This window comes from Kitasatospora sp. NPDC058478 (assembly GCF_042720345.1).
GTDB lineage: Bacteria > Actinomycetota > Actinomycetes > Streptomycetales > Streptomycetaceae > Kitasatospora.
Genome location: NZ_JBHXML010000082.1, coordinates 20,358 through 45,446 on the forward strand (window position 1 = coordinate 20,358; position 25,089 = coordinate 45,446).

Annotated in this window: 25 protein-coding genes; 12 read left to right on the plus strand and 13 right to left on the minus strand. The window is 71.3% G+C overall.

Annotated features, from left to right (window positions below; all coding sequences use genetic code 11):
* Positions 1-96: 96 nt before the first annotated feature.
* The 3 genes from ACFWPT_RS34565 to ACFWPT_RS34575 form a co-directional block, all read right to left on the minus strand.
* Positions 97-1,608 (minus strand): HNH endonuclease, encoded by a 1,512-nt coding sequence (locus tag ACFWPT_RS34565; RefSeq protein WP_380486672.1) that lies wholly within the window; start codon positions 1,606-1,608, stop codon positions 97-99.
* Positions 1,609-1,855: 247 nt separating this feature from the next.
* The gene (locus ACFWPT_RS34570; RefSeq protein ID WP_380486674.1) at positions 1,856-2,305 is read right to left on the minus strand and encodes a hypothetical protein; all 450 of its coding nucleotides are present in this window, start codon (positions 2,303-2,305) and stop codon (positions 1,856-1,858) included.
* 723 nt (positions 2,306-3,028) lie between these two features.
* Positions 3,029-3,340, minus strand: coding sequence for a hypothetical protein (locus ACFWPT_RS34575; RefSeq protein WP_380486711.1), 312 nt, complete (start codon positions 3,338-3,340; stop codon positions 3,029-3,031).
* Positions 3,341-3,710: 370 nt separating this feature from the next.
* On the opposite strand from ACFWPT_RS34575, the gene ACFWPT_RS34580 reads away from it, so the two are divergent.
* Positions 3,711-4,943, plus strand: coding sequence for an MFS transporter (locus ACFWPT_RS34580; protein ID WP_380486713.1), 1,233 nt, complete (start codon positions 3,711-3,713; stop codon positions 4,941-4,943).
* Between the two features lie 32 nt (positions 4,944-4,975).
* Positions 4,976-5,269 (plus strand): DUF1330 domain-containing protein, encoded by a 294-nt coding sequence (locus ACFWPT_RS34585; RefSeq protein ID WP_380486715.1) that lies wholly within the window; start codon positions 4,976-4,978, stop codon positions 5,267-5,269.
* A gap of 261 nt (positions 5,270-5,530) precedes the next feature.
* On the opposite strand, the gene ACFWPT_RS34590 is transcribed toward ACFWPT_RS34585, so the two are convergent.
* The gene (locus ACFWPT_RS34590; protein WP_380486676.1) at positions 5,531-5,971 is read right to left on the minus strand and encodes a hypothetical protein; all 441 of its coding nucleotides are present in this window, start codon (positions 5,969-5,971) and stop codon (positions 5,531-5,533) included.
* Between the two features lie 508 nt (positions 5,972-6,479).
* Here ACFWPT_RS34590 and ACFWPT_RS34595 point away from each other — a divergent pair.
* The 5 genes from ACFWPT_RS34595 (at position 6,480) to ACFWPT_RS34615 (ending at position 10,525) form a co-directional block, all read left to right on the plus strand.
* Complete coding sequence (locus tag ACFWPT_RS34595; protein WP_380486678.1) at positions 6,480-7,910, plus strand: alkaline phosphatase family protein; 1,431 nt, start codon at positions 6,480-6,482, stop codon at positions 7,908-7,910.
* 633 nt (positions 7,911-8,543) lie between these two features.
* Positions 8,544-9,053, plus strand: a complete 510-nt coding sequence (locus ACFWPT_RS34600) for a hypothetical protein (RefSeq protein ID WP_063351740.1) — start codon at positions 8,544-8,546, stop codon at positions 9,051-9,053.
* A gap of 203 nt (positions 9,054-9,256) precedes the next feature.
* Entirely contained in the window at positions 9,257-9,634 is a 378-nt protein-coding gene (locus ACFWPT_RS34605) for a hypothetical protein (RefSeq protein WP_380486680.1), read from the plus strand.
* 82 nt (positions 9,635-9,716) lie between these two features.
* A complete protein-coding gene (locus ACFWPT_RS34610; RefSeq protein ID WP_380375031.1) occupies positions 9,717-9,974 on the plus strand; it encodes a hypothetical protein in 258 nt (85 codons plus the stop codon).
* Between the two features lie 314 nt (positions 9,975-10,288).
* Positions 10,289-10,525, plus strand: coding sequence for a hypothetical protein (locus ACFWPT_RS34615; RefSeq protein ID WP_063351744.1), 237 nt, complete (start codon positions 10,289-10,291; stop codon positions 10,523-10,525).
* A gap of 183 nt (positions 10,526-10,708) precedes the next feature.
* Here ACFWPT_RS34615 and ACFWPT_RS34620 read toward each other — a convergent pair whose 3' ends face one another.
* The 4 genes from ACFWPT_RS34620 to ACFWPT_RS34635 form a co-directional block, all read right to left on the minus strand.
* The gene (locus tag ACFWPT_RS34620; protein WP_380486683.1) at positions 10,709-10,903 is read right to left on the minus strand and encodes a hypothetical protein; all 195 of its coding nucleotides are present in this window, start codon (positions 10,901-10,903) and stop codon (positions 10,709-10,711) included.
* A gap of 398 nt (positions 10,904-11,301) precedes the next feature.
* The gene (locus tag ACFWPT_RS34625; RefSeq protein WP_380486685.1) at positions 11,302-11,748 is read right to left on the minus strand and encodes a hypothetical protein; all 447 of its coding nucleotides are present in this window, start codon (positions 11,746-11,748) and stop codon (positions 11,302-11,304) included.
* A 106-nt stretch (positions 11,749-11,854) separates the two neighbouring features.
* A complete protein-coding gene (locus ACFWPT_RS34630) occupies positions 11,855-12,334 on the minus strand; it encodes a hypothetical protein (RefSeq protein WP_380486687.1) in 480 nt (159 codons plus the stop codon).
* A 484-nt stretch (positions 12,335-12,818) separates the two neighbouring features.
* Positions 12,819-13,292 carry a hypothetical protein gene (locus ACFWPT_RS34635; protein ID WP_380486689.1) on the minus strand — a complete coding sequence of 158 codons (474 nt, stop codon included), beginning with the start codon at positions 13,290-13,292 and terminating at the stop codon, positions 12,819-12,821.
* A gap of 190 nt (positions 13,293-13,482) precedes the next feature.
* On the opposite strand from ACFWPT_RS34635, the gene ACFWPT_RS34640 reads away from it, so the two are divergent.
* Positions 13,483-13,770, plus strand: a complete 288-nt coding sequence (locus ACFWPT_RS34640; RefSeq protein ID WP_380486691.1) for a hypothetical protein — start codon at positions 13,483-13,485, stop codon at positions 13,768-13,770.
* Here the strand turns inward: ACFWPT_RS34640 and ACFWPT_RS34645 are convergent.
* Positions 13,757-14,497 (minus strand): SDR family NAD(P)-dependent oxidoreductase, encoded by a 741-nt coding sequence (locus ACFWPT_RS34645; protein ID WP_380424377.1) that lies wholly within the window; start codon positions 14,495-14,497, stop codon positions 13,757-13,759. The two genes, ACFWPT_RS34640 and ACFWPT_RS34645, sit on opposite strands and share 14 nt — an antisense overlap.
* Before the next feature lie 89 nt (positions 14,498-14,586).
* Positions 14,587-15,642, minus strand: a complete 1,056-nt coding sequence (locus ACFWPT_RS34650; protein WP_380486695.1) for an ATP-binding cassette domain-containing protein — start codon at positions 15,640-15,642, stop codon at positions 14,587-14,589.
* A 381-nt stretch (positions 15,643-16,023) separates the two neighbouring features.
* Between ACFWPT_RS34650 and ACFWPT_RS34655 the strand changes: the two genes are divergently transcribed.
* The 4 genes from ACFWPT_RS34655 (at position 16,024) to ACFWPT_RS34670 (ending at position 22,303) form a co-directional block, all read left to right on the plus strand.
* Positions 16,024-16,467, plus strand: a complete 444-nt coding sequence (locus ACFWPT_RS34655) for a pyridoxamine 5'-phosphate oxidase family protein (RefSeq protein WP_380486697.1) — start codon at positions 16,024-16,026, stop codon at positions 16,465-16,467.
* A gap of 44 nt (positions 16,468-16,511) precedes the next feature.
* Positions 16,512-19,616, plus strand: coding sequence for an amino acid adenylation domain-containing protein (locus ACFWPT_RS34660; protein WP_380486699.1), 3,105 nt, complete (start codon positions 16,512-16,514; stop codon positions 19,614-19,616).
* Complete coding sequence (locus ACFWPT_RS34665) at positions 19,613-20,851, plus strand: cytochrome P450 (protein ID WP_380486701.1); 1,239 nt, start codon at positions 19,613-19,615, stop codon at positions 20,849-20,851. Before ACFWPT_RS34660 ends, ACFWPT_RS34665 begins: the two co-directional genes overlap by 4 nt.
* Positions 20,852-21,013: 162 nt before the next feature.
* The gene (locus tag ACFWPT_RS34670; protein WP_380486703.1) at positions 21,014-22,303 is read left to right on the plus strand and encodes a cytochrome P450; all 1,290 of its coding nucleotides are present in this window, start codon (positions 21,014-21,016) and stop codon (positions 22,301-22,303) included.
* Positions 22,304-22,436: 133 nt separating this feature from the next.
* Here the strand turns inward: ACFWPT_RS34670 and ACFWPT_RS34675 are convergent, their stop codons facing one another.
* The 3 genes from ACFWPT_RS34675 to ACFWPT_RS34685 all read right to left on the minus strand — a co-directional run bounded on the left by ACFWPT_RS34675 (position 22,437) and on the right by ACFWPT_RS34685 (position 25,019).
* Entirely contained in the window at positions 22,437-22,880 is a 444-nt protein-coding gene (locus tag ACFWPT_RS34675) for an SRPBCC family protein (protein ID WP_380486705.1), read from the minus strand.
* 30 nt (positions 22,881-22,910) lie between these two features.
* On the minus strand, positions 22,911-23,921 hold the full coding sequence (locus ACFWPT_RS34680) for an aldo/keto reductase (protein WP_380486707.1): 1,011 nt from the start codon (positions 23,919-23,921) through the stop codon (positions 22,911-22,913).
* Positions 23,922-24,032: 111 nt separating this feature from the next.
* Positions 24,033-25,019, minus strand: coding sequence for a TIGR03571 family LLM class oxidoreductase (locus tag ACFWPT_RS34685; RefSeq protein WP_380486709.1), 987 nt, complete (start codon positions 25,017-25,019; stop codon positions 24,033-24,035).
* Positions 25,020-25,089 lie beyond the last annotated feature (70 nt).

Consider the following 25,089-nt stretch of genomic DNA (forward strand, 5'->3'; position numbering starts at 1 on the left):
GGCCCCGCATCAAACGAGCCCAGCCGGTCGCCGGCAACGGACAGCTGCGCGGCCATAGCCCGCGAACTCCGCCTCTCCGCAATGGCATAGCGTCCGTCAGCGCCCTCCGCGCGTCTGCCTGACGGGCTGGATGTACCGTGCCCATCGCGCACGGTGCCAGCGAACGTACTCCAGGCCGACGTCATGGCCGGGCTCCGTTTCCAGACGCTGCCGCACTGTGCCGGTCACCGTTTCCACGACGCGCAGGTCGTCGGTCAGGTAGAGGCCGCCCTGGTCGAACTGCGTGTGGCAGTTCGGGCACAGGCACAGGACGTTGCCGGTATAGTCGGGTCCGCCTTGGCTCAGCGGGCGGATATGAGCACCTTCGCTGATCGTCTGGCGTGGTCCCGGGATTCCCAGGACGCTGCCGCACATCTGGCACTGGTTGCCGTACCAGTCCTTGACGTCCTGAACGACCGCCCCGTCACGCCTGACCCGGCCCTTCCTGTCCCTTACCCCGCTGGCGGGCACCGCGGCGGGCGCGCTGACGGCATGGAGACCACCCGGCGGGAACAGTTCTCCCAGCGGCAGGGCCTGCGGCGAGCCGGTCGCGGTCCGGACCTGCCCGCCGATCTCGTCGAGAATGCCGCCGACGAGGTCCAGGGCATCAGGGCAGAGCAATCGGGCCCGATCCCGGCCGGAACGAGCAACCAGGGACCATGCCGCCTCGATGTGGCCGCCGGTGATCACGTCCGTGTCCTCGGCGAGGGCGAGCGCTGCCGCGATCCGGTGGGTGTGGGCGTCCAGTCGGACGAACTGGTCCTCCGGCAGGGACTCCTGATCGTCGAAGCGAGCAGCGCTGAGCTGGACCGGCCAGAACTTCGCGGCGGCCTCACCCGTCATCGTGAACTGCACCTGTTGGTGCGACAGGCTGTCGTAGATCCGGGCGAGGCCCTCGACGGCCTGGGAAGCCACCGGCACTATCCGGCGGCCGGGGAGCGCGGCGCCGGGGATTGCCTCTTTCCGGCGGAAGACCAGGAATCTGCTGGAGGAGGCCGCTTCCGTCTGTGCTCTGTACCTCCAGTCGCCCGCCGGCATCTCCCACAGCACCCCGATCTTGGGGGCCTCCCCCGCCTGGCCGCCCGCGCGCGAACGACGCTGATGTTCGAGGTTGCGGTACTCGTTGCCGTCCCAGGCCGTACGCAACGCGTAGGCGAGGGAGTCATCGGAAAACGTCCTCGACGGGCGGTGCTTGACAGGGCTGCCGGTGAGCAGCAGAGAGAAGCCGGTGCCGGGCCGGGTACTCCGGGCGGACCGGCGCCAAGCGGCCCGCAGCCTGTCCGTGGTGGTGATGTCGTGGTGGCTGGTGAGCCGGCGAAAACGGCTGGAGTCCATACCGGCTGTGGCCAGGGCCGTGACCAGTGGAGGCCGGGCATCGTCGGCCAGGAAGGCTCCCCACACCAGACAAGGCCATTCCATGTGGCCGACCGGCAGGACCGCCGAGGGGGCCACGGCGGCCGCCCACCAGCACAGGGCCGCCGCATAGACGTCCTCGGTGTGGATACCGTCCTGCAGCCCTGCCTGCCGCGCGATATCTCCCAACGGACCGCACATCACCACATCCGACACTGCGCCCTCCCCCTGTCTGCCATGCCACCGGGCCCTGGTGATCATCTATCACCCGTCACCGACAGAAGCCGTCCGGTGGCTGCCTCTCGTCCGGAGGCCCCCGTGGTCCCGGACGGCGACCGCAGCCGGGGACGCATCGGGCCCGGGACAAGACCGGCGTCGAGCGATCCCCGGAGATCCCAGACGGGCAGCGAGAAGCACCACCAAGCCGACGGCCGACACCGGAGTGCCAAGGAAGGCTCTTGCGTCAGGCCCGGCAGCAGGACTCGCCCGGACGGCTGTCGATCGCGGCCAGCAGATCCTGAGCCGCTACTCGCACCGCAGGGTCGCTGTCGTGGGTGAGCCGGTCCGCTGTCGGTCGGCGGCTCAGCACGGCCTGGTGGGCTTCCAGTTGCACCTTCGGCTGCCGCGGATTGCCGTGTTCGAGGATCGTCTGCAGCAACTCGATCACCCCGGCCCGCGACGTCACGGTCTCGGTGACCGCGAGGTCCCACAGAAAGGGAACAGCGGCGGCAGTCGCATCGAAGACCGCCAACTCGCCGATCCACAGGGCGAGATCGCTCAGGGCTGCCGCACTCGCGAGGGCGTCGCCCCATGCGATCCGCGACAGCACGCCGGGAACATCTGCCGCAGATCCATAGGCATGCTTCAACTCGTCCCAGCGCACACGGCTTACGCCCTTGAGAATCGTCCCCACCCAAGCACTCCAGTCCACTCGTCAGACCCATGGCCCGGTCAGACTCATTCCACCTCGCCGACCGCCATGACCGCGAGTCCGGGCCGACACGACGCATGGGCACTCTCCGCGGGCGAGGCCGACGCCGTGGTGGAGAGCGCGAACGCCGTCATGGCCGATCCAGCGCATCCAGATGGCGCCGTCCGCCGGCGGGGAGTCGAGAACCGTCCGACCCAGGGCCTGGTCGGCTGGCATCGGGGCTACTGTTCACGCTGGCTGGCGGAACGTTTCCCCCCCACACCCACACCCCCGACCGAGCCGCTCCCCCGTCGCGTGGTGCTGATCCTCCCTTCTCCACCTGCCCACTGACATCCAGCGGGGCCACCCCGGAGGCGGACAGGTCCTTGGTGAGCACACGAGCGCCGCCAGCCTGTAGTCCTCGGACAGGGGCCAGTTGTCCGCCCTCATGATCGGCACCAGCCCGGCCTGGACGGCACGGTCCTTGGGACCGCGTGGGTCAGCACGCGGCATCGGGGCCGAATCCCGCTTCCGCGCTGCAGCGCGGAATGGTGCTCCTGACGTCGTCGGCAGGAATTCGTCTTGGCGGGCAAGCCATTGCTCTCAGCCGGCAACAGGACAAGATCAACTCTTGATCCGAGAAGGACAGCCTTGCCGAAGACCTCGCCCGCGAACTCCAGGGTCGGAACCTGCCAGCACGTGATCAGCCGCCGCTCCGAGCCGCCTTCACGAGTCCGGGCCCTGAACTGGGCACTGCCAGTCGGCTGCATCGATCGCGTTGCCCAGCATGTCATTGAGGTGGAAGCAGTGGCCGTTGGCCCACACCGTGACCGAATCCCGCCGATGGTCGACCTGGAAGGGCTCGTCCCCACGCAACGTCCCGGACCAGGAACCGTCGCCTGCTGGTGAGTGAGTGACAATGGCGCGGGTCTGCCCCGGCGGAATCCGGTAGGTATCCGCCCAGGGCTCCACGGCCAGCTTCAGCGGCGCTTCACCGTCGTTTCCGACCAGCAGCCGCGCAGTTCCCCCAGCGAACATCTCCACCTCTTCTTGCCCTTGAGGGCGGTCTCACACGCAAACACCGTACACAGGCGTACGCGGCCTGATCCTCACACACGTGATCACGTGTTCCAAGCCACCACCGAACTTGATCGAGCGGCTTCGGTGCCGTTCGCCTGACATCTGTTGGGTGGTTCCGGTAGCCCTGGGGGCGTGAGATACGCACACGGTGGCGGGTTGACCGACGCTGGGAGGGCCGCAAGGGAGCGGGTCCGGCTTCAGGCCGTGGAACGCTTCGCAGGAGGGCAGAAGAACCGGGAGATCGCCGCCTCGTTGCGGGTCAGCGAGCGGTCCGTAAAGCGCTGGCGCCGGCAGTGGTGCGAGCGCGCAGTGGACGCTGACCGTCGCGCTGCTCAGCAGCGCCGTCGCCACGCCGGTCCTGGGCCGGCTCGGAGCCGGCCCGCACCGGCGGGCCACGATCCTCGCCACGCTGGCGGTCGTCGTCGCCGGCAGCGCGCTCACCGTGCTGCCGCTGCCGTTCGCGTGGCTGCTGGCCGGCAGGGCGGCCCAGGGCGTCGGGCTCGGGCTGACGGCGCTGATGATGGGCGTGGCCCGGGACCACCTCCCCGAGGAGCGCAGCGCGGCCGTGATCGCCCTGATCTCGGTGGTCTCGATCATCGGGGCCGGCGTCGGCTACCCACTGGCCGCACTGCTCGCCGAGCTCGGCGGGGTACGGGCCGCCTACGGCCTCGGCCTGGTCGTCACCGCCGCCGCCCTCCTGACCGCGTGGCGCTCCATGCCCGAAGCCCCCGAAGACCGCTCCGCCCACGTGGACGTGGCAAGCGCGGTCGTCCTGGCCGCTGCGCTGCTCCTGGTGCTGTTCCTCGCCGGCGAACGGAATCTGTGGAGCCGGCACCTCGCCGTGGTGGCAGGCCTCGCCGTCGTCGCGGTGGTGCTCCTCTGCGTCTGGGCCGTCATCGAGCTGCGCAGCACGACGCCCCTGGTCGATGTGCGGGCGGTGCGGCACCCGGCGGCCGCCGGGGCGAACCTCGCCATGTTCGTCGGCGGGATCGGCATGTACCTCCTGCTCACGCTCATCACCCGGTACGCGCAGACGCCGCACGACGCCGGCTACGGCTTCGGGCTGACGACCTTCGTCGCCGGGCTGGTCCTCATCCCGTTCTCGGTGCTGGGGTTCGTCGCCGGCAAGCTCACGCCGCGGGTCCGGACGCGGAACGCCGACCCCCTGCTCCTGGCCGGCAGTGCCGTCGTGGTCGGCGGCGGGTTCGCCCTGTTCGCGGCGACCCGGTCGGACCTGACCGAACTGTTCGCGGCGATGGGCGTGCTCGGCTTCGGCGTCGGCGGCTTCTCGGCCGTGATGCCCGGCGTCATCCTGGCCGTCACCCCGAGGAGCGAGACGTCGAGCGCCATGAGCTTCAACTACGTCGTCCGCAGCGTCGGGTACTCCCTGGGCAGTGCCATCGGCGGCCTGATCCTCGCCGCGGGCACCGGCCCCGGCCGCCTCTTCCCCGACGACAGCGTCTACACCACCGCGGCGCTGGTCGGCATCGGTGCCATGGCGATCACGACGCTGACAAGCCTCGCTCTCGCCCGCCGACGCTCGTCCGAGACCAACCCGTAAGTCAGATGCACCATCCCAACACTGGAGGTTCCATGCCCAAGGGGTACTGGGTCAGCGTCTACCGCACCATTTCAGACCCTGAGAAGCTGGCTGCCTACAACAAGCTGGCCGGTCCGGCCGTCAAGGCCGGGGGCGGACGGGTCCTCGCCCGTGACAGTCGGGTCGTCGCACACGACGCCGGAATCGCCGAGCGCACCATCCTGATCGAGTTCGACAGCTTCGAGCAGGCCGTCGCGGCCCGCGAGAGTGCGGCCTACCAGGAGGCGCTGGTCGCCCTCTCCGACGGCGTCGAGCGCGACTTCCGCATGGTCGAAGGCATCGACTGACCGAGGTCCAGTCGATCTTCACTGAAGATCCACCGTCCTGGTTTCCGCTGGTGCGGCGGGGTTCGTGGGTGCTCGTGCTGGTCGTGGGCGGCGGTCTTCGGTCTTGATCGCCTGTCAGCGGTCGAGTTCGAGGTTCGTCAGGACGAGCAGAGCGCGGAGCAGGCAGCAGCCCGTCACGCGGCCGTGGGTGAGCCTTCGTCGGGGCGGGTCGATGTGGGCCGACGGTTCAGCTCGACGCGAGTGTGCGCTGGTGGTCCCCGGTCAGCGGCGGCCGGTGGCCAGGATGACGAGGAACTGGCCGCCGCCCGCCTCGATGCCGGCGGTCACCGGCAGCCCCGGCGCTAGTCGGGAGAACCGGTCCACCAGCCAATCCGCCGCTTCCTGGGCGTCCTGCCTGGTCGGACAACGGCCCACCATCTCGCGGCCGCCCTTGCGCTCCAGCCTCGCGGCAACGGTGATCAGCGGCGCGGGTTCGGCCACGTACAGGCGGTCCGGCCAGGCGATGACCACCTTGACCGCGCCCTTGCGGCTGTTGCACGCGCGGTGCGCGAGCCGCTCGGCGACCTTGGCCTTCCGGTCGGCGGTCCGGCTGTCAACGCTGGGCCCCCTGGGATCGTTCACCGACTTGTCGGGGTCGACCGGTTCGTCGCACACCCAGCACCGCCAGCCGTCGCGCTTGGCCACATCATCGAGGAGACTCACCCGGACAAACTAGCCTGCCCGGCCGCCACCCCGCGCACCAGGGCCTCGGCAACCAGGTGACCGTGCCCCGGAGGCCTACCTGTCCCATGCGTTCCAGGAGCTCCGTTCGCTGAACACTTCCGCGAACTTGTCGTTTCCGGGTCTATCGGGCAGTAGTGACGTCGCTTGTCTTCGGGTCTGGGCGGCACCAACATGGTCGTCAGATTGATCGCGACCGGGCAGTGGGAGATGGGAGAAGGGCGATGGTCCTCGGCCGGCCCCGCTCGGACCGGGTGATGCACCGCCTGGCCATCGCCGTACGGACCCGTCCCCGCCCGGCGTTCGGGCATCGCTTCAGGGCTGTCAGCAGTGGGGTGCGGGGGCGGCTGCAGCGCCTGGCGGGTACCTGACATTCCTTGGCTGTTCATCCGTCATCTCCACTGCCTCGAAGCTCCCGGGGGAAAGCCACAGGTAGTCCGGTGCGGTGACATCCCGCACGCGCACCGGCGCGACGGAGAGGGTAGGGCTGATGTCCGGAATAACCCGACGGAGGCTGCTGGGATCGGCGGCCGGCGTGATGGGAGCGGCAGCGGCGATGAGCCTGCTGCCACCGAGTGTCCAGCGGGCGGTAGCGGCGGGGGTGCCGAAGGCCGGTTCGCTGCGGGACGTCGAGCACGTGGTCCTGCTGATGCAGGAGAACCGGTCCTTCGACCACTACTTCGGCACGCTGGCCGGTGTCCGCGGCTTCGCGGACCCGAACGCGCTGCGGCTGGACAACGGGCGCTCGGTGTTCTACCAGCCCGACGGCGTCAACCCGGACGGCTACCTGCTGCCGTTCCACCTGGACACCCGCACCACGAGCGCCCAGGCGATCCCGTCCACCAGCCACTCCTGGTCGGTGCAACACCGGGCCTGGAACGGCGGGAAGATGGACCGGTGGCTGCCCGCGCACCGGTCCGCCGACGGCGTCAACGGCCCGTACGTGATGGGGTACTACACCCGGGAGGACATCCCCTTCCAGTTCGCCCTGGCCGAGTCGTTCACCATCTGCGACAACTACTTCTGCTCGGTCCAGGGACCGACCTGGCCCAACCGGCTGTACTGGATGACGGGTTCGATCGGAGCCGACGGCGGCCAGGGCGGCCCGATCATCAAGAACTCGGCGCCCGAGCCGCTGACCTGGAAGACCTACCCCGAACAGCTGGAGGCGGCCGGCGTCAGCTGGCAGGTCTACCAGGAAGCCGACAACTACGGCACCAACATGCTCTCGCTCTTCAAGAGCTTCCAGCAGGCCGCGCCCGGCAGCGCACTGCACCACAAGGGCATGACCGCCCGGCCGGCCGGCACCTTCGAGGACGACGCGCGCAACAACCGGCTGCCCGCCGTCTCCTGGATCCTGCCGACCAGCTACCAGTCCGAGCACCCGGACTACCTGCCCGCCGCCGGTGCCGACTACGTCGCCTCCAAGATCGAGGCGGTCGCGTCGAACCCCGAGGTCTGGGCGAAGACGGTGTTCATCCTCAACTACGACGAGAACGACGGGCTGTTCGACCACGTGCCGCCGCCGGTGCCCCCGGCCGCGACGCCGGGCGAGTTCGTCGGCGGCCTGCCGATCGGCGGCGGCTTCCGAGTGCCGTGCATCATCATCTCGCCCTGGACGGTGGGCGGCTGGGTCGCCGGCGAGGCCTTCGACCACACCTCGGTGCTGCAGTTCCTGGAGCGGTTCACCGGAGTCCGGTCGACCACCGTCACCGACTGGCGTCGCAACGCCTTCGGGGACCTGACCTCTGCCTTCCAGTTCAACGGCGGCGCGTGCAGGGCCCCGGCGCTGCCCCCGACCGCCGAGCAGCTCGAACTGGCCAAGTACGAGGTGGCGAACTATCCGGCGCCCGCCCTTCCGGGCGCGGGCCAACGGTTCCCCACCCAGGAGCCCGGCGACCGGCCGCACCTGCCCCGATAACACTCAGTAGCACTCGGCGGCCTTCGCCCAGGGCCCGGACCGAAGGCCGCTGCGCACCGCCCGCCCGGCCGTGTCTCGGGCCGGAGCGGCGACCCAGCCACCGCGACGCTATTGCCGATCGTCAACGTGGCCGCCCGTCCCCGAGAGTGCCGTCCGGGAGGCCCATGTTGAACCCGCGACGGCCACGGCCGCTGGGAGTTCGAACTGCATCGAAGCACTTCGACCGGGTACCGTGCGGTCCTGCGAATCCATACCCTTGTCATGGGAAAAGAAGTGCAGGATGCACATACTGGATGACCTCACCGGTCTTTCCTCTCGTGCGAAGACCCTGCTTGAACGAACCGGCCGGCGCGATGATCCACAGGATCCCCGGCCCTCCACCGATTTCCGGGAGCAGCGACGCGCCACGTCGTTGGCGCGCATTCATCTGGAGCCGAGGTGAATCCGGCCGACGCCAGGTTGAAGAGGCCGCTGCACGAGCAACAGCCACAGCAGCCGGACAACAGATCGCGACAGCCACCGGATGACGACCACTGCTCGACAGAGCTGATTCCACAGAATGTCCGTTAACGGGTCCTTCGACCGCGCCGGAGCGGTAAGTTGACGGCTGCCGACTAGGGAAAGAGCACCGACGTGACCATCGACCAGGCTGCCCTCGGCAGCGCCGTGAAGGCGGTCGCCGCCGCCGCACACACCGATGACCCCGCTGCGCTGTACCGCGCCGTGATGCCACCGACGGGCACGGACACGCCCCCGGCCGAGGCCGCCAACTGGTTCGGGACGCTCCTCATCCACCTGGCGCTCACCGCGGCGAGCACTTCGCGGCTGGAACAGGGCTGCCCCCGGGAGACCGTCTCGGAATGGATCGAAGAGGCACTGGGCCCGCTGCCCACCCCCGCGCTGCTGCGCGCTGCGGACCCCGGCCACATCGACCACGTCGAGGCGGTCCGCGCCGCAGAGGACTACTCCCAGTGCCGCGAGTATGCCGTCGACCTGATCCGGATCGGCCTGACCGATCCGAATGAAGCACCGGACGCGCGAGGCGTCGATGCCCACTGCACGGTGACGAACGACAAGGACGCGCGGATCACCGTGATGGCGATGCTCGGCCGCCTCGCCGCCGATCCTGGCGAGCGAGGTTGACGGCGCCTCCCCCTTCCGGGTGAGCGGAGTCAGCGGGCGGGAGGATCGGCTTCCACCCGCTGCCAGCGCCGTCAGCACGGCGGCAGGCCGGCGCGTTTCAGCGCTGTGCAAACAGCGAACTCCCAAACGAATCTAGGTACTTGGGGTCCCCCACCGAAACATCGCTTCATAGCCGCAAGGTCAGCAAGTTGTACCGGTTGGCCATGACGCGAACAGAGGAACCCACCGTCGATCAAGATCATTTGGCGCGGGGCAAGCGCAAAAGCCAGTTCGAAGTGACCACGGACGAGTGCTTCTGTGAGGGCTGCTGCCTGCCGCTCGGCATAGCGGACGGAGATGTTCACGCAGACGGATCCACCTGGGAACTCGCGGAATCCGCTCCTTCACGCCCGCGGCTGAGCAACGCCTTCCGCAAGCCAGCCGACATCACGTGCCCAACCGGGCACGACGTGTTCCAGGCCGCAGTCGCCCTCGACGCGGACGGCCAAGTCCGCCGCGTGTCGGTCGGCCTGCGATGTCCGGTCGACGGCACGCTGCGCCTGCACCTCGACAACGCGCAGGTAGCGCCGAGCAAAACCTGACACCGACCTCGCCTGAGGAGCCTGGGCGCGGACGACCGACCGTGGTGATCACCACCGCTCAGCTGACGGGAGAATGAGCCGGGTGACCAACACCCAGCCCCTGCCCCGCGGGATCGGCGCCCTGATCCACGACGCCCGCGCCAAGGCCACGCCCGGCGAGCGGGCCGCCTCCCAGCTCCTGCACCTGCGCGAGGCGACCGTCCCCGTGCCGGTGCTCGCCGCAGCCGTCGAGCTGATCGCCCCGCAGCTGGACGACCCCGGCCCGGCCACCCGTGAAGCCGCCGGCGCCGTCCACGTCCGCCTGCTCACCGCCATCGAGGACGCCGCACCCGGCCGGTAGCCAGCCGACCGGGCCGGATGTCCCAACACTGTCCCGGCCCGGGCGTGAAAGCGCTCCTACCAGGGAAACGACCTGGGACCATCCTGGTGAATCGGTCAAAACGGACTGTCAGGTTCCGGACAGTGCAAGAACTGTCCGGAAGACGATCGCCAGCCCGTCAGGCGAGCCCGTGACCTGCGCCGTCACAGAAACACCACACCGCTTCCGGTCGAAATTGGTCTCGACCATTGCCTCGCCTTCACATTCGGAGGAGGCTCCTCGGCGAAGCGCAGGGGCACGGACCCCGGCGCTCACCATTGGGAGGAAGACCACTCATGTCGCTTCGCAAGGCATTCTCCGCTGTGGCCGTGGCCGGGGTCGTGGCCGGCGGCGCCCTGATCGCCGCCCCGACCGCCCAGGCGTCCACCTACACCTACATCGGCATATACCCGACCGCCGCCGCCTGCCACGCGGCCGGCCAGGCGTATGTGAACAGCCACCAGGCCATCGTCTACTTCTGCGACACCACCACCGAGACCGGCCCGGCACGGCTCTCCGTAGTCCTCTACTGAGCCGCCGGAACGCACTGATGGTGGGCCGCCGGTCGTGCGGCCCACCATCATCACTGAACGCCTCGCCGACGCCCAGCAGGAAACCGGCACCGTACTGGCGGCCGCGGCGGTCGGCGAGATCGCCACCCAGGCCGTCGGCGACGGCCGACAGCACCAACCCACCGCTGGTGAGCTTGCGGGCGCTCACCGACCGCCGTCCTGGGGGTGGGGGCCGAGAGGGGCTGCGGCCAGGGCCTGCACGGCCGGCGCCCAACGGGCGATCAGGTCCATCACATCGGGCAGCTCTGCGGCGTAGGCGGTGAGGATGGTGCCGTCCTGGTTGCCGCTCAGGTCGATCGCGAAGCGGGGCACCGTGCGGTAGCGGTGATACACCGCCATCTCCAGCGGAAGCTCCTCTCCTGCTGAGTGCGCAGTGGGGTAGGCGTGGCGCTCTGGCCGGCCCGGATTGGTCCACTCAGGCAGTCGTAGAAGACCCCCCGGAAGCGTGACAGTTCCGCGAACGGCTCGCACTGCCCGCCCTGTTCCACCAGACTCACCCAGACCCACCATCACGGTCTTCGCGTCAAATCCTGTTCCTCTTGGTCGAGTTCAGGACCACGCGAAGGTCGCACCGCCGTCCCGGGAACACCCGGACGAGTGATCACCCGGCCCACCTGTTCGAAGCCGGACGATAAATCACAAGCCAAGCGTCGGCTTGAGCTGGAGGCGGAGTCGCACTCCTCGTGTTTCTGGTGGCAGGACCAGCAACGACCGCCGCCCACCAGGGTGACAGCCCCTCACGGCCCGGTCAGCCGCCGGTACCACCATGGCCGCCTCGACGCGTCGGGCCGGACGGAGGACGGCCGCCGGGCGGCGTACGGGTCCGGCAGCGTGCGCCGTTCGAACTCCGTGTCGAGCCCGGCGACGATCCGCCCCAACTCGCAGCGGGCGCGCGGTAGCAGGGCGGGGAGCATCGCCTCGATCTCGTCGCGCGCGCCGAGGACGTCGTGGCAGGGGCAGTCCGGCAGGGGCACGTACAGCCACCGGCCGGGCTGGCGCAGGAATTCCTCGTACTGGCCGAGCGCCCTGCTCAGGTACCCGGGCTCGAAGCGCCGGGCTTCGAGGCGTCGTACGGCGGCCTGGGCGTTGCGCCGCAGGCCTCGGATCCGGCTGAACGGTCGGGGCTGCGAGCCCCGGGCGTACCGCGTCTGGGCGCGCAGGGCGCCGGGCGGCCTACGCGGCATCGCCCTTTCTGAGGGAGGTCATGGGCTCACCCTGCCATGCCGCGTGCCGACGCGCTCCCGGGTTTCCCGGCTGGGAAACCCGGGAGCGTGGACTGCGGGCTACGGGTTACGGGTTGGGGATGCTGCAGTTGCTGTCCTGCGGGCCCGCCAGGGAGGCGCCGTTGGAGTAGTCGTGCTGGGTGCTGTAGGCGGGGCAGATCTGGTCGAGCGACGCGATGGCCGTCCAGATGTCCGGGGAAGTGGCGTGGATGTTGACGTAGCCGTAGACGTCCTTGCTGCTCTGGTCCCCGATGGTCGCCTGGCCGGCGTAGCCGTTGCTCGCCATCAGGTACACCTTGACCTGGGAGCCGTTTCCCTGGAAGCCGCCGGACCACTGGAAGTGGGCGATCGCCGTCCGGCTACAGCTGTCGTACTGCTGCTCGACCTGGCCGACGTAGACGCCGTTGTTGTAGATGTTGCCCGGGAGGCCCTGGTCGCTCACCCCGCAGGCGAGACGCGGGGCCGGGGCGGCCGAGGCGGCGGTGCTCATCGTGAGCGCGGCGGTCGCCGCGAGGGTGACCGTGGCGACGGCGTGGCGAATACGCATTGGGTGTTCCCCCTGGGTCGGTCCCACGGCCGGAGCGGCCGGGGTTCGAGGGGAGCGTAGGCAGGCGCCGAGGAGGCGACGTAGGCGCGTTCAGGCCAAAACCCTTAGTTGGGGCACCAGTTGAGAGGGATTTGCCGCCCCGCCGGCGGACGGATAACGGGAGTTGGGATCCCCGCCACCCGCCCGTCGCGTAGCCCTACGCCCCGGCGGGGCGGGTGAAACCGTAGGAGCGCTCGACCTCGGCGACGAGGAGGGAGCAGGCGGGCCCGGACGGCCGGGGCCGGGCAAAGGCGGCTGGACGCAGCTGCAGCCCTGACCGGCACCCGCACCTTGATGCCCAGCCCGGGCGGGGCATCAAGGTATTCGGATCGGCCACCACCAATGCTTTGAACTGCCGGCTTTACCCGGGCTCCAGGCCTTCCGGGACCGACTGCGGGACGGCCTCCAAGGTGACCATCAAGGAATCCCGTTCTGAAACGGTCCGTCAGGTGCCCGGGCCAGCCGCTCCGCCCAGGGGCGGGGCGTCGACCTTCTCGACCGGGCCGAAGTCCCGGAAGGTGCCCGAGGTGCGCACCCGAAGCCCCTCGAACTCGACCAGCCGGTCGTAGCGGACAGTGCGGCCCTGGGCGTCGATCCACTGGTCGAGCTGGACTTCCTTGGCGTTCTTGGCCTTCAGGGTCTGGTAGAGCGAGGCCTCCACGGTCCTGATCCGCTCCAGGTCCACCCTGCCGGAGAGGTGGAAGCACGGTGTGCCGGCGCAGTCCTCCATGCCCTTGCGAGCGGAGGGGCCGAAGGAGAGGAGCAGCGTGGCGTAGCCGTGGTAGTCCGCGATCCGGTCGCCGCGCGGGGAGATGCTCCAGCCGTTGTCGCCCTTGGTGTAGGTCTTGCCGTCGTCGCCGACGATGACCGTGGGGCCGTCGCTGCCGCCGCCCAGGACGGTGACGAGGCCGGAGTTCACGGTCTCGTCGAGCTGGCCGGTGCGGACGGGGCCGTTGAGGTTGACCCGGCCCTACTGCCGGCCGGGCACCCGGGTGCCAGTAGCAGGGGGTGGCTGTCTCCCGATGAGACTCACCCGGTGCCGGTCACCGTCCCCATGGGGACTCGTGGCCACGGGGACGGGGAATTACGCCGACACGAAACCGCAGCTCGTGGGGAATTGCGCGACCGCCGACAAGTGGACGGCCAAGGGGGTGGTGCCGGCCGGGTCGGGGGCGGTCGAGTGCAGCACCACCTGGGACTTCGTGGCCCGGATCTCGACCAGCTGGCGGAGGGGTCCACCTCGGGTGACGGCCCCCGGCCCGGCCGTCGAGGGCGCCGGCCTCATCGTGGCACGCGGCTTCGTCGAGGCGGTGAACGGCGAACTGGCCGTCGAACCCGCCCCCGACGGCGGCACCGCCTACGCCCTCGGCCTCGCCGAGCCGGTCAGACCTGGTTGAGTCCGCCGTCGACGAAGAGTTCGGCTCCGGTGGTGAAGGAGCTCTGGTCCGAGGCGAGGAAGAGAGCCGCGGCGGCGACCTCGTCGGGGCGTCCGATCCGGCCCAGCGGAATCCTGGCGACGAGCTCGTCCAGCGCGGGCGCCTGCTCCGCGATCAGACTGCGGATGGCGGGAGTCTCGATCGGGCCGGGGCTGATGGCGTTGACCCGGATGCCGCGGCCCGCGAGCTCGGCGGCCCACGTGCGGACGAGGTTGCGGTCGGCGGCCTTGGTGGCGCTGTAGACGCTCATCGCCTGGACGCCCGTCGACGCGTTGGTGGAGGCGAGCACGATCACCGAGGCGCCGTCCGGCAACAGGGGCAGCGCCTTCTGGACGGTGAAGACCACCCCCCTGACGTTGATGTCGAAGGTCCTGTCGTAGTGCTCCTCGGTGATCTTCCCGAGCGGGGCGAGCTCGCCGACGCCGGCATTGGCCACCACGACGTCCAGCCGTCCGCTGCGTGCCTCGATCGCCGCGAAGAGCCGGTCGAGGTCGTCGAGATTCGACACATCGCTCTGGACGCCGATGGCCCGTTCGCCGATGGCTTCCACGGCCTCGTCCAGCTCGGCCTTGCGCCGGCCGGTGAGGTAGACGGTGGCACCTTCGGCGGCGAACCGACGGACGACGGCGAGACCGATCCCGGCCGAGCCCCCGGTCACCAGGGCGACCTTCCCATCCAGCTGTCCCATGGTTTCCACTCCCTTGACCATCACTGCTTCGACCATCGCTGCTTCGACCATCGCTGCTTCGACCATCGCTGCTTCGACCATCGCTGGAGTTACTGCTTCCGGTGGGAGCGCCGAAGCCCCCGCCGGGAATTCCCACGGGCGTTCCGTGTCCACCGGCGCCGCCCGGCCCCGGAAGCCGGCCGGGGCGGCTTTCCCAGCTCGTTCTCCTCGGCCGCGTGGCCGGTGAGGAAGAGGAAGACGTCGTCGAGGGTGGGCCTGCGCAGGCCGATGTCGTCGATGAGGACGCCCAGCCCGTCCAGCTCGCGGATGACGTCGGCGAGCACCCGGGCGCCCCCGCCCACCGGCACGAGGATTCGCCGGGTGTGCTGCTCCACGCTGAGCGGGCCCCCACCGTACGGGGTGAGCGCAGCGACGGCCGCACCGATCTGCTCGCGGTCGTGGACCACCACCTCCACCCGCTCGCCGCCGGTCCTGGTCTTGAGGTCGTCGGCGGATCCGCGTGCGATCACCCGGCCGTGGTCGACCACGACGATGTCGTGCGCCAGCCGGTCGGCCTCCTCCAGGTACTGGGTGGTGAGCAGCAGGGTGGTGCCCTCCGCGGCCAGCATCTCGACGACCTCCCACAGCGCCAGCCGGTTGCGCGGGTCCAGACCGGTGGTGGGCTCATCGAGGAACATCACCGGGGGCCGCACCACCAGCGCGGCCGCCAGGTCGAGCCGGCGGCGCATGCCACCGGAGTAGGTCCTGGCCGGCCGGTCGGCCGCCTCGGCGAGGTCGAACCACTCCAGCAGCTCCCGGGCGCGCGCCTTGGCGTCCCTGCTCCGCATCTGGTAGAGCTCGCCGACCATCTGGAGGTTCTCCCGGCCGGTGAGGTACTCGTCGACCGCCGCGTACTGGCCGCAGAGGCCCAGCAGGCTGCGGACCCGGCCGGGGTGCTTGAGCACGTCCACCCCCGCCACGTGGGCGCTGCCCGCGTCGGGCCGCACCAGGGTGGTGAGCACCCGTACCGTGGTGCTCTTGCCGGCGCCGTTGGGGCCGAGCAGGCCCAGCACCGTCCCCTCCGGCACGTCCAGGTCGACCCCGTCCAGGGCCCGTACGTCGCCGAAGTCCTTCACCAGGCCCTCGGCCCGGATGGCCGCCCTCATGTGCCCCTCCTTCTCCTGGAACCAGCCGGGAACCACCTGACGGCCGACACTGGCAGGATCCCCCCGGAGCGCCCGTCGTGCGCTTCGGCGGGGGATCGGAGGCACCGCGTGCGCGGCCGCCGGGATGCGGGCCACCCGGGTGTGGTGGAAATGTGGAGGAGAGAGCCCGGCCCTGCCCTGGCCGCCCCGCCGGGTTCCCGAAGGCCGTGTGCACCGGACGAGAAGGACCGAGGACCCGCACAGACCTGCGGCGGTCACACGCCGGCCGCCCGGAGGCCCCCGCCGGCTCACCCTCCCTTGCGCGAATCGATACCGGATGCGTCTCCTGTCGATACCGGATGCGTCTCCTGCCGAATCGAGGCGGTACCAGTGGATCTCAGGATGTCGGTCGAAGCCCGGGAGGCGTTCCTCGCCGGCCCGCACGTGGGAATCCTGGGGGTGGACGACGCGCGCGACGGCGGCGGACCGCTGCTCGTCCCGCTCTGGTACTCCTACCGGCCCGGCGGGCTGGTGACGATCCAGACCGGGCGGACGATGCTGAAGGCCCGGCTCATCCGCAGCGCGGGCCGGTTCAGCCTCTGCGCGCAGGTCGAGTCGGCGCCCTACCGCTACGTCAGCGTGGAGGGGCCGGTGGTGGCCGTCGAGGACCCGCTGCCGCCGGCCGCACGCGAGGAGCTGGCCCGCCGGTATCTGGACGCGGACACGGCGGCGGCCTACCTGGACGCCAACCGGCGGCAGCTGGCCGATGACGTCCTCATCCGCATGAGGCCCGAAAGATGGCGGACCGCCGACTTCGCCGCCTTCGCCAAGGAGTTCGAACCCTAGCTTCCCGCGCGCGGTCCGTGTGCGGCAGAGAGCGTGACGTCCCGATGAACACCCGAGCAACGACGCATCAGGAGGCGGCCGAGCACGCCGCGGCGGTGCCGTATCCACGCGATCGCTGCCTCCACGAGCTGTTCGACGCCCGGGCGGTGCACCGCCCGCGGGCCATCGCCTCCGTACAGCACGGCCGCGGCATCAGCTACGGCGAACTCAAGCTCCGCTCCGACGCGGTGGCGGCCCGGCTGCACGACTCCGGCGTGCGGTACGGCGACACGGTCGGGGTGTGCGGGGCCCGCTCTCCGGAGGCGCTGGTCGCGTTCCTGGGCATCCTCAAGACCGGTGCGGCCTACGTCCCGCTCGACGACGCCTCACCACCCGCGCGTCTGCAGGCGATGGCCGAGGACGCGGGGGTGCACACCGTCGTCACGCTGCCCGGCAGCTCCCGCCGCATCCGGCGCGTGCGTTCCCGCATCGACCTGGGTGGCCTGGCTCCGACCGCCCCGGCCACCCCGACCGCCCCGGCCGCGGTGCCGCAGGCCCGGGTGCTCCCCGCGGACTGCGCCTACGTGATGTTCACCTCCGGCTCGACCGGCCGCCCCAAACCCGTGGCGATCCCGCACCGCGGCATCGTCCGGCTGGCCGCCTCCGACCTGGTCCGGCAGCGGCCGCGGCCCGGTGAGCGGGTGCTGCACGCCTACGGCCTCTCCTCGGACGCCTCCACGATCGAGATCTGGCCCGCGCTGCTCGCCGGCGCCTGCATCGTGATCGCCGACCAGGAGGAACTGCTGTCGCCGACCGCCCTGGAATCGCTTCTGCTCTCCGAGCGGGTCAGCATCGCCTACCTGACCACCGGGGTGTTCCACCACATCGCGCGCACCAGGCCCTCGGCGCTGCGGTCCCTGCGGTTCGCCTCGGCCGGAGGCGAGGCGATGGACGCGGAACTGGCCCGCGCGATACTGGCGGCCTGCCCGGACACCACCGTGGTCAACTTCTACGGCCCGACCGAGAACAGCGTGGTGTCCACCGCACACGCGCTGCACGACCTGCCTCCCGAGGCGACGGCCGTGCCGATCGGCCTCCCCCTGGAGAACTCCACCTGTCACGTGCTGCGCCCGGACGGCACGCTCGCCGACACCGGCGAGGAAGGCGAGCTCCTCGTCGGCGGGGACGGGCTCGCCCTGGGGTACCTCGGCGACCCCGGGCTGACCGCCGAGCGCTTCGTCGACGACCTCGTCCAGCCCGGCACGCGCCTCTACCGCACCGGTGACCGCGTGGTCCGGCACCCGGACGGCGTACTGGAGTACCGGGCCCGGGTGGACCGGCAGATCAAACTACGCGGGCACCGCATCGAACCGGACGAGGTGGAGGCGCGGCTGCGCGCGGACGACACGGTGGGCGAGGCCGTCGTCGAACGGGAGGGCGACACCCTGATCGGGTACGTGACCCCGGCCCGCCCCGGCCAGGCACTGACCCTGGACCGCATCCGCAGCGCTCTCGCCACCTGGCTGCCCGCGGCCGCGGTGCCCGCGCGGCTGGTGGAACTCGCGCGGTTCCCGGTGACGGCCGGGGGCAAGGTCGACCGCGCCCGGCTGCGCAGGCTGACGGCGACCGAGGAGGCTGCCGTCCCGGCGGCGGTGAACGGCACCGCGTTCGGCCCGCAGGACACGGTGGCCCGGATCTGGCAGGTGGTGCTGGGTGTGCACCCGGCGCCGGGCGACAGCTTCTTCGACATCGGCGGCGACTCCCTGCTGGCAGCCGAGGCCGTCACCCGTGCGCTGGCCGCCTTCGGCCTCGACGCCCGGCACGGCCGCACCCTCGTCCACAGCCTGCTGCGCTCCCCGACACTGGAGGACTTCACCGCCGCCGTCGTCGCCGTCCAGGGCCCGCCCGGCAGGGTGAACGCCGACGCGGGCCCGGTGGACTTCCGCGCCGAGGCACGGCTGGGCTTCACCCTCCCGCAACCGCGCGGGCCGGAGCCGGACTGGCACCACCCCGCGGAGGTGCTGCTCACCGGCGCCTCCGGCTTCGTCGGCGCCTTCCTCCTGGACGCGCTGCTGCGCCGCACCGACGCCCGGGTGTGCTGCCCGGTGCGGAGCCGGGCCCCCGCCCACGCCCGGCAGAAGGTGATGCGCAACCTCGCCCGCTTCGGCCTCGCCACCCCCGAAGCCGCCGACCGCATCGTGTGCCTCCCCGCCGACCTCGCCGAGCCCGGCCTCGGACTGGAGCCGGGCCGCGCCGACGAACTCGCCGACACCGTCGACCTGGTGATCCACTCGGCCGCGCAGGTCAACTTCATCTATCCGTACGACGCGCTGCGCCGCACCAACGTGGAAGGCACCAGGGAGCTCATCCGACTGGCGGCCGGGCGCCGGGTGCCGGTGCACTTCCTCTCCACCATCGCGGTGCTCGCCGGCTTCGGAACCGCCGGCGTACGGCACGTCGACGAGGACCTGCCGCTCGACCACGCCGACGGGCTCACCATGGGCTACGCCGAGAGCAAGTGGGTCGCCGAGGAGGTGCTGCGCGACGCCGCGGACCAGGACCAGGGCCTGCCGGTGGCGGTCTACCGTCCGTACGAGATCACCGGCGACCGGCACACCGGCGCGTGCAACACCGACACCGCGATCTGCTCGCTGTTCAAGACCATCAGCGAGACCGGGCTCGCCCCCGACATCCGGCTGCCGCTGGACTTCGTCCCGGTGGACTTCCTCTCCGACGCCCTGGTGCACATCGCCACCACCCACCGCGCCACCCGCCGGACCTACCACATGACCAACCCCCGCGCCGCGAGCCTGTGCGACATGCTCGACCGGATGGACAGGGCCGGCCACCGGATCTCCCGGCTCCCCTACGAGCAGTGGGTGGGCGAGCTCGTCCGCCACGTCGCGCAGCACCCCACGAGCCCCACGGCCCCGTTCGTCTCGCTGTGCGTGGACCGCTGCAAGCAGGCCGACATGTCCGTCAAGGAGATGTACTTCGAGGGCACCTTCCCGACCGTCGGGCGGGCCAACGTCGAGCACGACCTGGCCACCTCGGGCCTGCACTGCCCTCCCGTCGACGCGGAGCTGCTGGACCGCTACCTGGAGTACTTCTACACCACCGGTTACATCGAACGCCCCTGCCCCCGCCACCCGGAAGGGGCGCGGGCATGAGCGCACGGCCGCCCGGTGCGCGGGGGGCCGGCGCCGAGCCGGACGTCCTGGACTTCCCGCTCCCGCCGCCGGGCACCATGGGGCCGCCCGAGGAGTCCGCGCGGCTGCGCGAGAACTGCCCCCTGGCCAGGGTCAGGCTGCCGATGGACGCGACCGCCTGGTACGCCACCCGGCACGAGGACGTCCGGATGCTCTTCGCGGACCCCCGGCTGATCAGGCCGACCATCAACGACTGGCCGCCGCGTCCCGGGCAACCCGAGGACGACGGGCCGCGCCTGGTCACGATCGCCGAACTCGACGGCCCCCGGCACGCGGCCCTGCGCCGGGCGCTGGCCGAACCGTTCAGCTCCCGGGCCGTGCGCGACCACCTGCCGCGCATCCGCGGGCTGGCCGGGCGACTGCTGCGGGCGTTCGAGGACAACGGCCCGCCCGGCGACCTCGTCGCCGGCTTCACCGACCCCTTCCCCCTGCTCGTGCTCTGCGACCTGGTGGGCATCCCCTTCGAGGACCGGGACCGGTTCCTCCCGGTGCTGGACGCGGCCCTCGGCGGCATGGTGACCTCGCAGGAGGGGCGCCGGGTCACCGACCTGCTGCGCGAGTACGTCGCCGCACTGATCGTCCGGAAGCGGGACCGGCCCGGCGACGACGTCCTGACCCGGCTGGTCCGCCGGTGCGACGACGGCGAGCTGACCCACGACGACGTGATGGCCTTCGGGCTGTCCATGCTCACCGTCGGCTTCGGCATCAGCAGCTTCTTCCTGGCCGACACCGTGCACACCCTGCTCGACCGGCCGGGCCTGTGGGCCCGCCTGCGCGACGGCCGGGAGCTGATGCCCGGCGCGGTGGAGGAGTTCCTGCGCTACATGCCGGTGATGAACGGCACCGTGATCCTCCTGGCGACCGAGGACATCGAGCTGCGCGGGCGGACGATCCGCGAGGGCGACGCCGTCATTCCCGTACCGGCCTGCGCCAACCGCGACGAGCGGGTGTTCGCCGACGCCGACCGGCTCGACCTGGAGCGGGCCGGCGCGACCACGGGCCGCGGGGGCCACCTCGCCTTCGGACGAGGAGCCCACAACTGCCTCGGCGCCCACCTGGCCCGCGCCGAACTGACCGCGGGAGTCGAGGCGTTGTTCGACCACTTCCCGCGGCTGCGCCTCGCCGAAGGACAGGAACCCGCCTGGGACGACGAATCCGTGACCAAGTCACCGCTGACCCTCCCGGTCAGCTGGTGAGACCCGACCGGCCACCTCGCACACGATCACCTCGCACACGATCACCTCGTACGCGGCCACCTCACACACGATCACCTCACACCCGGCCACCTCACACCCGGCCACCTCACACCCGGCCACCTCACACCCGGCCACCTCGTACGCGACCAGGGAGCACCGCCAGTGAGCAGCTCACCGCCGCAACCCGCCGCCGACCCGCCCGCCATCGACCTGCCCCTGCCGCCGCCGGGCACCATGGGCCCGCCCACGCAGTACGGGTGGCTGCGCCGGGAGTGCCCGCTCGCGGAGGTCCGGCTGCCGATCGGCGCCACCGCCTGGTACGCCACCCGCTACGAGGACGTCCGGGACCTGATCGCGGACCCCCGGCTGATCAGGCCGACCATCAACGACTGGCCGCCCCGGCCTGACCGGGCCGCCGACGACGAGCCGGGCCTGATCACGATGATGGAACTGAACGGCCCCCGCCACGAGGCCCTGCGCCGCGCTCTGGCCGAACCGTTCAGCGTCCGTTCCGTCCGGCGCCGGCTGCCGCGACTGCGCCGGACGGCCGATGGGCTGCTGGACGACTTCACGGCCGCCGGGCAGCCCGGCGACCTGGTCGGCGGCTTCCTGGAGCCCTTCCCGCTGCTGGCCATGTGCGAGCTGGTGGGCATCCCCTACGAGGACCGCGAGTACTTCCTGCCCAGGGCGGACGCCGCCCTCGGGGCGATGGTCACCCTGGACGAGGGCCGCGAGGTCACCTCCGAACTGCGCGAGTACATCGCGTCACTGCTCGACCGCAAGCGGCGCGAGCCCGCCGACGACGTCCTCACCGGGCTGGTCCACGCGTGCGGGCCCGGCACCCTGGACGGGGAGAGCGTGGTGACCTTCGGGCTCTCGATGCTGGTCGCCGGCTACCGCACGAGCACCATGTTCCTGGCCGACGCCGTGGTGGCCCTGCTGACCGCGCCCGACCGGTACGCCCGGCTCCACGACGACCGCGGCCTCCTACCCGGCGCGGTGGAGGAACTCCTGCGGTACATACCGGTCATGAACGGCGTCGTGGTCCTCCAGGCCGTCGAGGACATCGAGTTGCACGACCGCAGGATCCGCGCGGGCGACGCCGTTCTGCCCGTCCTCGCCTCGGCCAACCGCGACGAGCGGGTGTTCACCGACGCCGACCGGCTCGACCTGTGCCGGGCGGAGAACCCGCACCTCACCTTCGGCCGGGGTGCGCACAACTGCATCGGCGCGCACCTGGCCCGGGCCCAGATGGCCGTGGGACTGGAAGCCCTGCTCGACCGCTTCCCGCGACTGCGCCTCGCCGAAGGACAGGAGCCCGCCTGGGACGACGAATCCCCGAGCAAGTCACCGCTCACCCTCCCCGTCAGCTGGCACGCCACCACCGCCGCGGCTCAAGGGGTCGGCGATCCACCGGAACGACCGCGAAGCCACCGGCCCCCGCCGCCGTGAGGACACCGCCGAGCGTTGCACTCACCGCCGCGCGCCGGGAGGAAGGGCCCTCCTGCCGGGCCGGCAGAGACCTTGGACGACCGCTCCGCGGGGAGCGCGCGTACGGAGTGCGTTGGGAAGGCGGCCCCGGGCCTCAGGAAGGCGTCAAGGACGGGCGGACCGCGGCGAGGGTGCTGTGGAGGGCGGCGAGGCCGTCGCGGTAGATGGTGGTGAAGAGGGCCACGGCCTCGGCCTCGGTGGCGCCGTCGGGGTTGAAGCGGCCGGACCACTGGACCTCGGCGGCGTTCTCCTGGCCGGGGACGGCGTGGACGCGGATCGTGGAGACGTAGCCGTTGACGGGGAACGGGGCTTCCAGGATGGCGTAGCTGTAGTGGCGCTCGGCCTCGTTGAAGGCGACGAGGCGCTCGATGATGGTCCCGCCCTCGGGGTTGCGCAGGCGGCGGACGCGGCCGCCTTCGAGGGCGGTGCTCTCGGGGATGTACGGGAGCCAGTCGGGGAGGGAGTCGAAGCCGCCGATGAGGTTCCACACCTTGTCGGGGGAGGCGGGGACGATGCGGCTGACGGAGGTGGAGGCCATGATCGGATTTCCTGACGGGTCGGGGGTGGTTCAGGCGCCGTACGGCAGCGGGGCGGCCGGGCTGACGAGGTCGGCGGAGCGCAGCTCCTGCCAGAACGCGGCGGGGACGGTCTCGTTGAGCGCCGCCTGGTCCTCGGCGATGCGGCTGGGCTTGGTTGCGCCGGCGACGACCGCGGCGGTGACCGGGTGGGCGAGGGAGAACTGCAGGGCGGCGGCCTTGATGCTCACGCCGTGCTCCGCGGCCAGGTCCTTGAGCCGGGTGACGCGCTCGACGATGTGCGCAGGGGCTTCCTGGTACTCGAAGTGGGTGCCGCCGGCGAGGATGCCGGAGCTGTAGGGGCCGCCGACGACCATGCCGACGCCCTGCTCCTGTGCCATCGGCAGCAGGCGCTGGAGGGCGTGCTCGTGGTCGAGGAGGGTGTAGCGGCCGGCGAGGAGGAAGCCGTCCGGGCGGGGCTCGTCGAGGGCGAGGGTGAGCTCGATCGGCTCGGTCTTGTTGACGCCGAGGCCCCAGGCCCCGATGACGCCCTCGTCGCGCAGGCGGGACAGGACTCGGAAGGCGCCGGTGCGGGCCTCCTCGAACTTGGCCAGCCACTGGTCGCCGTGGAAGTCCTGGGCGATGTCGTGGACCCAGACGATGTCCAGGCGGTCGGTGCGCAGGCGCTTGAGGCTGTCCTCGATGGAGCGCTCGGTGGCCTCGGCGGTCCAGACGTGCAGCATCCTGTTGGGGTTGCCGTGCTCGAACAGGCCGCCCTTCTCGCCGAGTTCGCGGGCGCCCTCCTCCAGTTCCGCGAGGATGACGCGGCCGACCTTGGTGGAGAGCACGTACTCGTCGCGGGGCTTGGCGCAGAGGACCTCGCCGAGGCGTTCCTCGGCGAGGCCGGCGCCGTAGAAGGGGGCGGTGTCGTAGTAGCGGACGCCGTGCTGCCAGGCGGCCTCGACGGTGGCGGCGGCCTCCTGGTCGGGGATCGCGCGGAACATGTTGCCGAGCGGGGCGGTGCCGTAGCCGAGCTTGCCGGGGAGGAGTTCCTTGAGGGACATGGTGGTGCCTTTTCGAAACGGAGGGTGCGGGGCGCAAAGGGTCCCGCAATAGATGCGAGCGCGTCTTGCATGCGTTAACAATAGTTGCAGGCGCGCTGTAATGCAAGGGCCCTACGCGCCGGATGCGGGGAAGCGCGGCAGGACGTACTCCGCGAGCTCCTGCAGCAGTTCCTCCACCGGCCGGTCGTTGGGCCGCAGATTGAAGGAGACGTGCGAGACCCCGAACAGCGCCATGGTCTCCAGGTGCTCGATCAGGGCGTTGCGGCCGGTGCTGAGGCCGAGCCGGATCGGACGGGCCGGGGCGTCCGGGTCCTCCTGGAGGGTGAGCACCATCGGGGTCACGTACGGCTTCTCCCCGGCGAGTTCGCGCCACTGGCGGGTCCGCAGGCGCAGCGCGCCCAGGTCGCGGGGGTAGTTGAGCAAGGCGTCGGCGTGCTCGGCGATCCACTCGGGCGTCTGCTGGGCGCCTCCGGCGACGGCGATCGGGATGCCCGCCGCCTCCGCCGGTTTCGGCAGGACCTCCAGCTGGAAGTCCGGGCCGAGCCCGACCCCGGGCAGTTCCAGCGGGCCCGGGCGCCAGGCGGCGCGCAGGGTGTGCAGTCCCTCGCGGAAGGCGGCGCCGCGGGCCTCGAAGTCCCGCCCGAAGAGCGGGTACTCGACGGGACGGTCACCGCTGGCGAGGCCGAGCAGCATCCGGCCGCCGGAGAGCGCGTCGACGGTGGCGGCGGCCTTGGCGACGAGCAGCGGTTCGCGCAGCGGCAGGACGACGGCCGCGGTGCCGAGGACGGCCTGCTCGGTGACGGCGGCGAGGTGGCCGAGGTGGGTGAAGGTCTCGAAGACCGTCCCGGCGTCCCCGAAGCGGACGGGGTCGAAGAGCGGGACGTCGCGCACCCAGAGGCCGGCGAAGCCGAGCCGGTCGGCGAGCCGGGCGAGGCGCGCGTGGTCGGCGAGGTCCGGGACGCCGTGGGGGCGGCCGACCGTACGGTCGGTGGCCTGCCGGGACGGGCCCCAGTCGTTGTCGAGGGGGAGTTCCAGGCCGAGGGTGAGCCGGCCCTCGCCGGGGGCGAGGCGGGCGAGGGCGGGGTGACGGGGTGCCATGGGTGAATCGGTCCTCAGAGCGGGGGGAACGGGCGAAGCCCGCTGCGGGCCGGCCGGGAAGGGCCGGCCC

What these genes read in the sequence shown, in the direction of transcription:
- ACFWPT_RS34575 (WP_380486711.1), bottom strand. Translation starts at nt 3,340, where the DNA reads ATGTTCGCTGGGGGAACTGCGCGGCTGCTGGTCGGAAACGACGGTGAA.
- ACFWPT_RS34585 (WP_380486715.1), top strand. Translation starts at nt 4,976, where the DNA reads ATGCCCAAGGGGTACTGGGTCAGCGTCTACCGCACCATTTCAGACCCT.
- ACFWPT_RS34595 (WP_380486678.1), top strand. Translation starts at nt 6,480, where the DNA reads ATGTCCGGAATAACCCGACGGAGGCTGCTGGGATCGGCGGCCGGCGTG.
- ACFWPT_RS34605 (WP_380486680.1), top strand. Translation starts at nt 9,257, where the DNA reads ATGACGCGAACAGAGGAACCCACCGTCGATCAAGATCATTTGGCGCGG.
- ACFWPT_RS34615 (WP_063351744.1), top strand. Translation starts at nt 10,289, where the DNA reads ATGTCGCTTCGCAAGGCATTCTCCGCTGTGGCCGTGGCCGGGGTCGTG.
- ACFWPT_RS34620 (WP_380486683.1), bottom strand. Translation starts at nt 10,903, where the DNA reads ATGGCGGTGTATCACCGCTACCGCACGGTGCCCCGCTTCGCGATCGAC.
- ACFWPT_RS34625 (WP_380486685.1), bottom strand. Translation starts at nt 11,748, where the DNA reads ATGCCGCGTAGGCCGCCCGGCGCCCTGCGCGCCCAGACGCGGTACGCC.
- ACFWPT_RS34630 (WP_380486687.1), bottom strand. Translation starts at nt 12,334, where the DNA reads ATGCGTATTCGCCACGCCGTCGCCACGGTCACCCTCGCGGCGACCGCC.
- ACFWPT_RS34645 (WP_380424377.1), bottom strand. Translation starts at nt 14,497, where the DNA reads ATGGGACAGCTGGATGGGAAGGTCGCCCTGGTGACCGGGGGCTCGGCC.
- ACFWPT_RS34650 (WP_380486695.1), bottom strand. Translation starts at nt 15,642, where the DNA reads ATGAGGGCGGCCATCCGGGCCGAGGGCCTGGTGAAGGACTTCGGCGAC.
- ACFWPT_RS34655 (WP_380486697.1), top strand. Translation starts at nt 16,024, where the DNA reads ATGTCGGTCGAAGCCCGGGAGGCGTTCCTCGCCGGCCCGCACGTGGGA.
- ACFWPT_RS34660 (WP_380486699.1), top strand. Translation starts at nt 16,512, where the DNA reads ATGAACACCCGAGCAACGACGCATCAGGAGGCGGCCGAGCACGCCGCG.
- ACFWPT_RS34665 (WP_380486701.1), top strand. Translation starts at nt 19,613, where the DNA reads ATGAGCGCACGGCCGCCCGGTGCGCGGGGGGCCGGCGCCGAGCCGGAC.
- ACFWPT_RS34675 (WP_380486705.1), bottom strand. Translation starts at nt 22,880, where the DNA reads ATGGCCTCCACCTCCGTCAGCCGCATCGTCCCCGCCTCCCCCGACAAG.
- ACFWPT_RS34680 (WP_380486707.1), bottom strand. Translation starts at nt 23,921, where the DNA reads ATGTCCCTCAAGGAACTCCTCCCCGGCAAGCTCGGCTACGGCACCGCC.
- ACFWPT_RS34685 (WP_380486709.1), bottom strand. Translation starts at nt 25,019, where the DNA reads ATGGCACCCCGTCACCCCGCCCTCGCCCGCCTCGCCCCCGGCGAGGGC.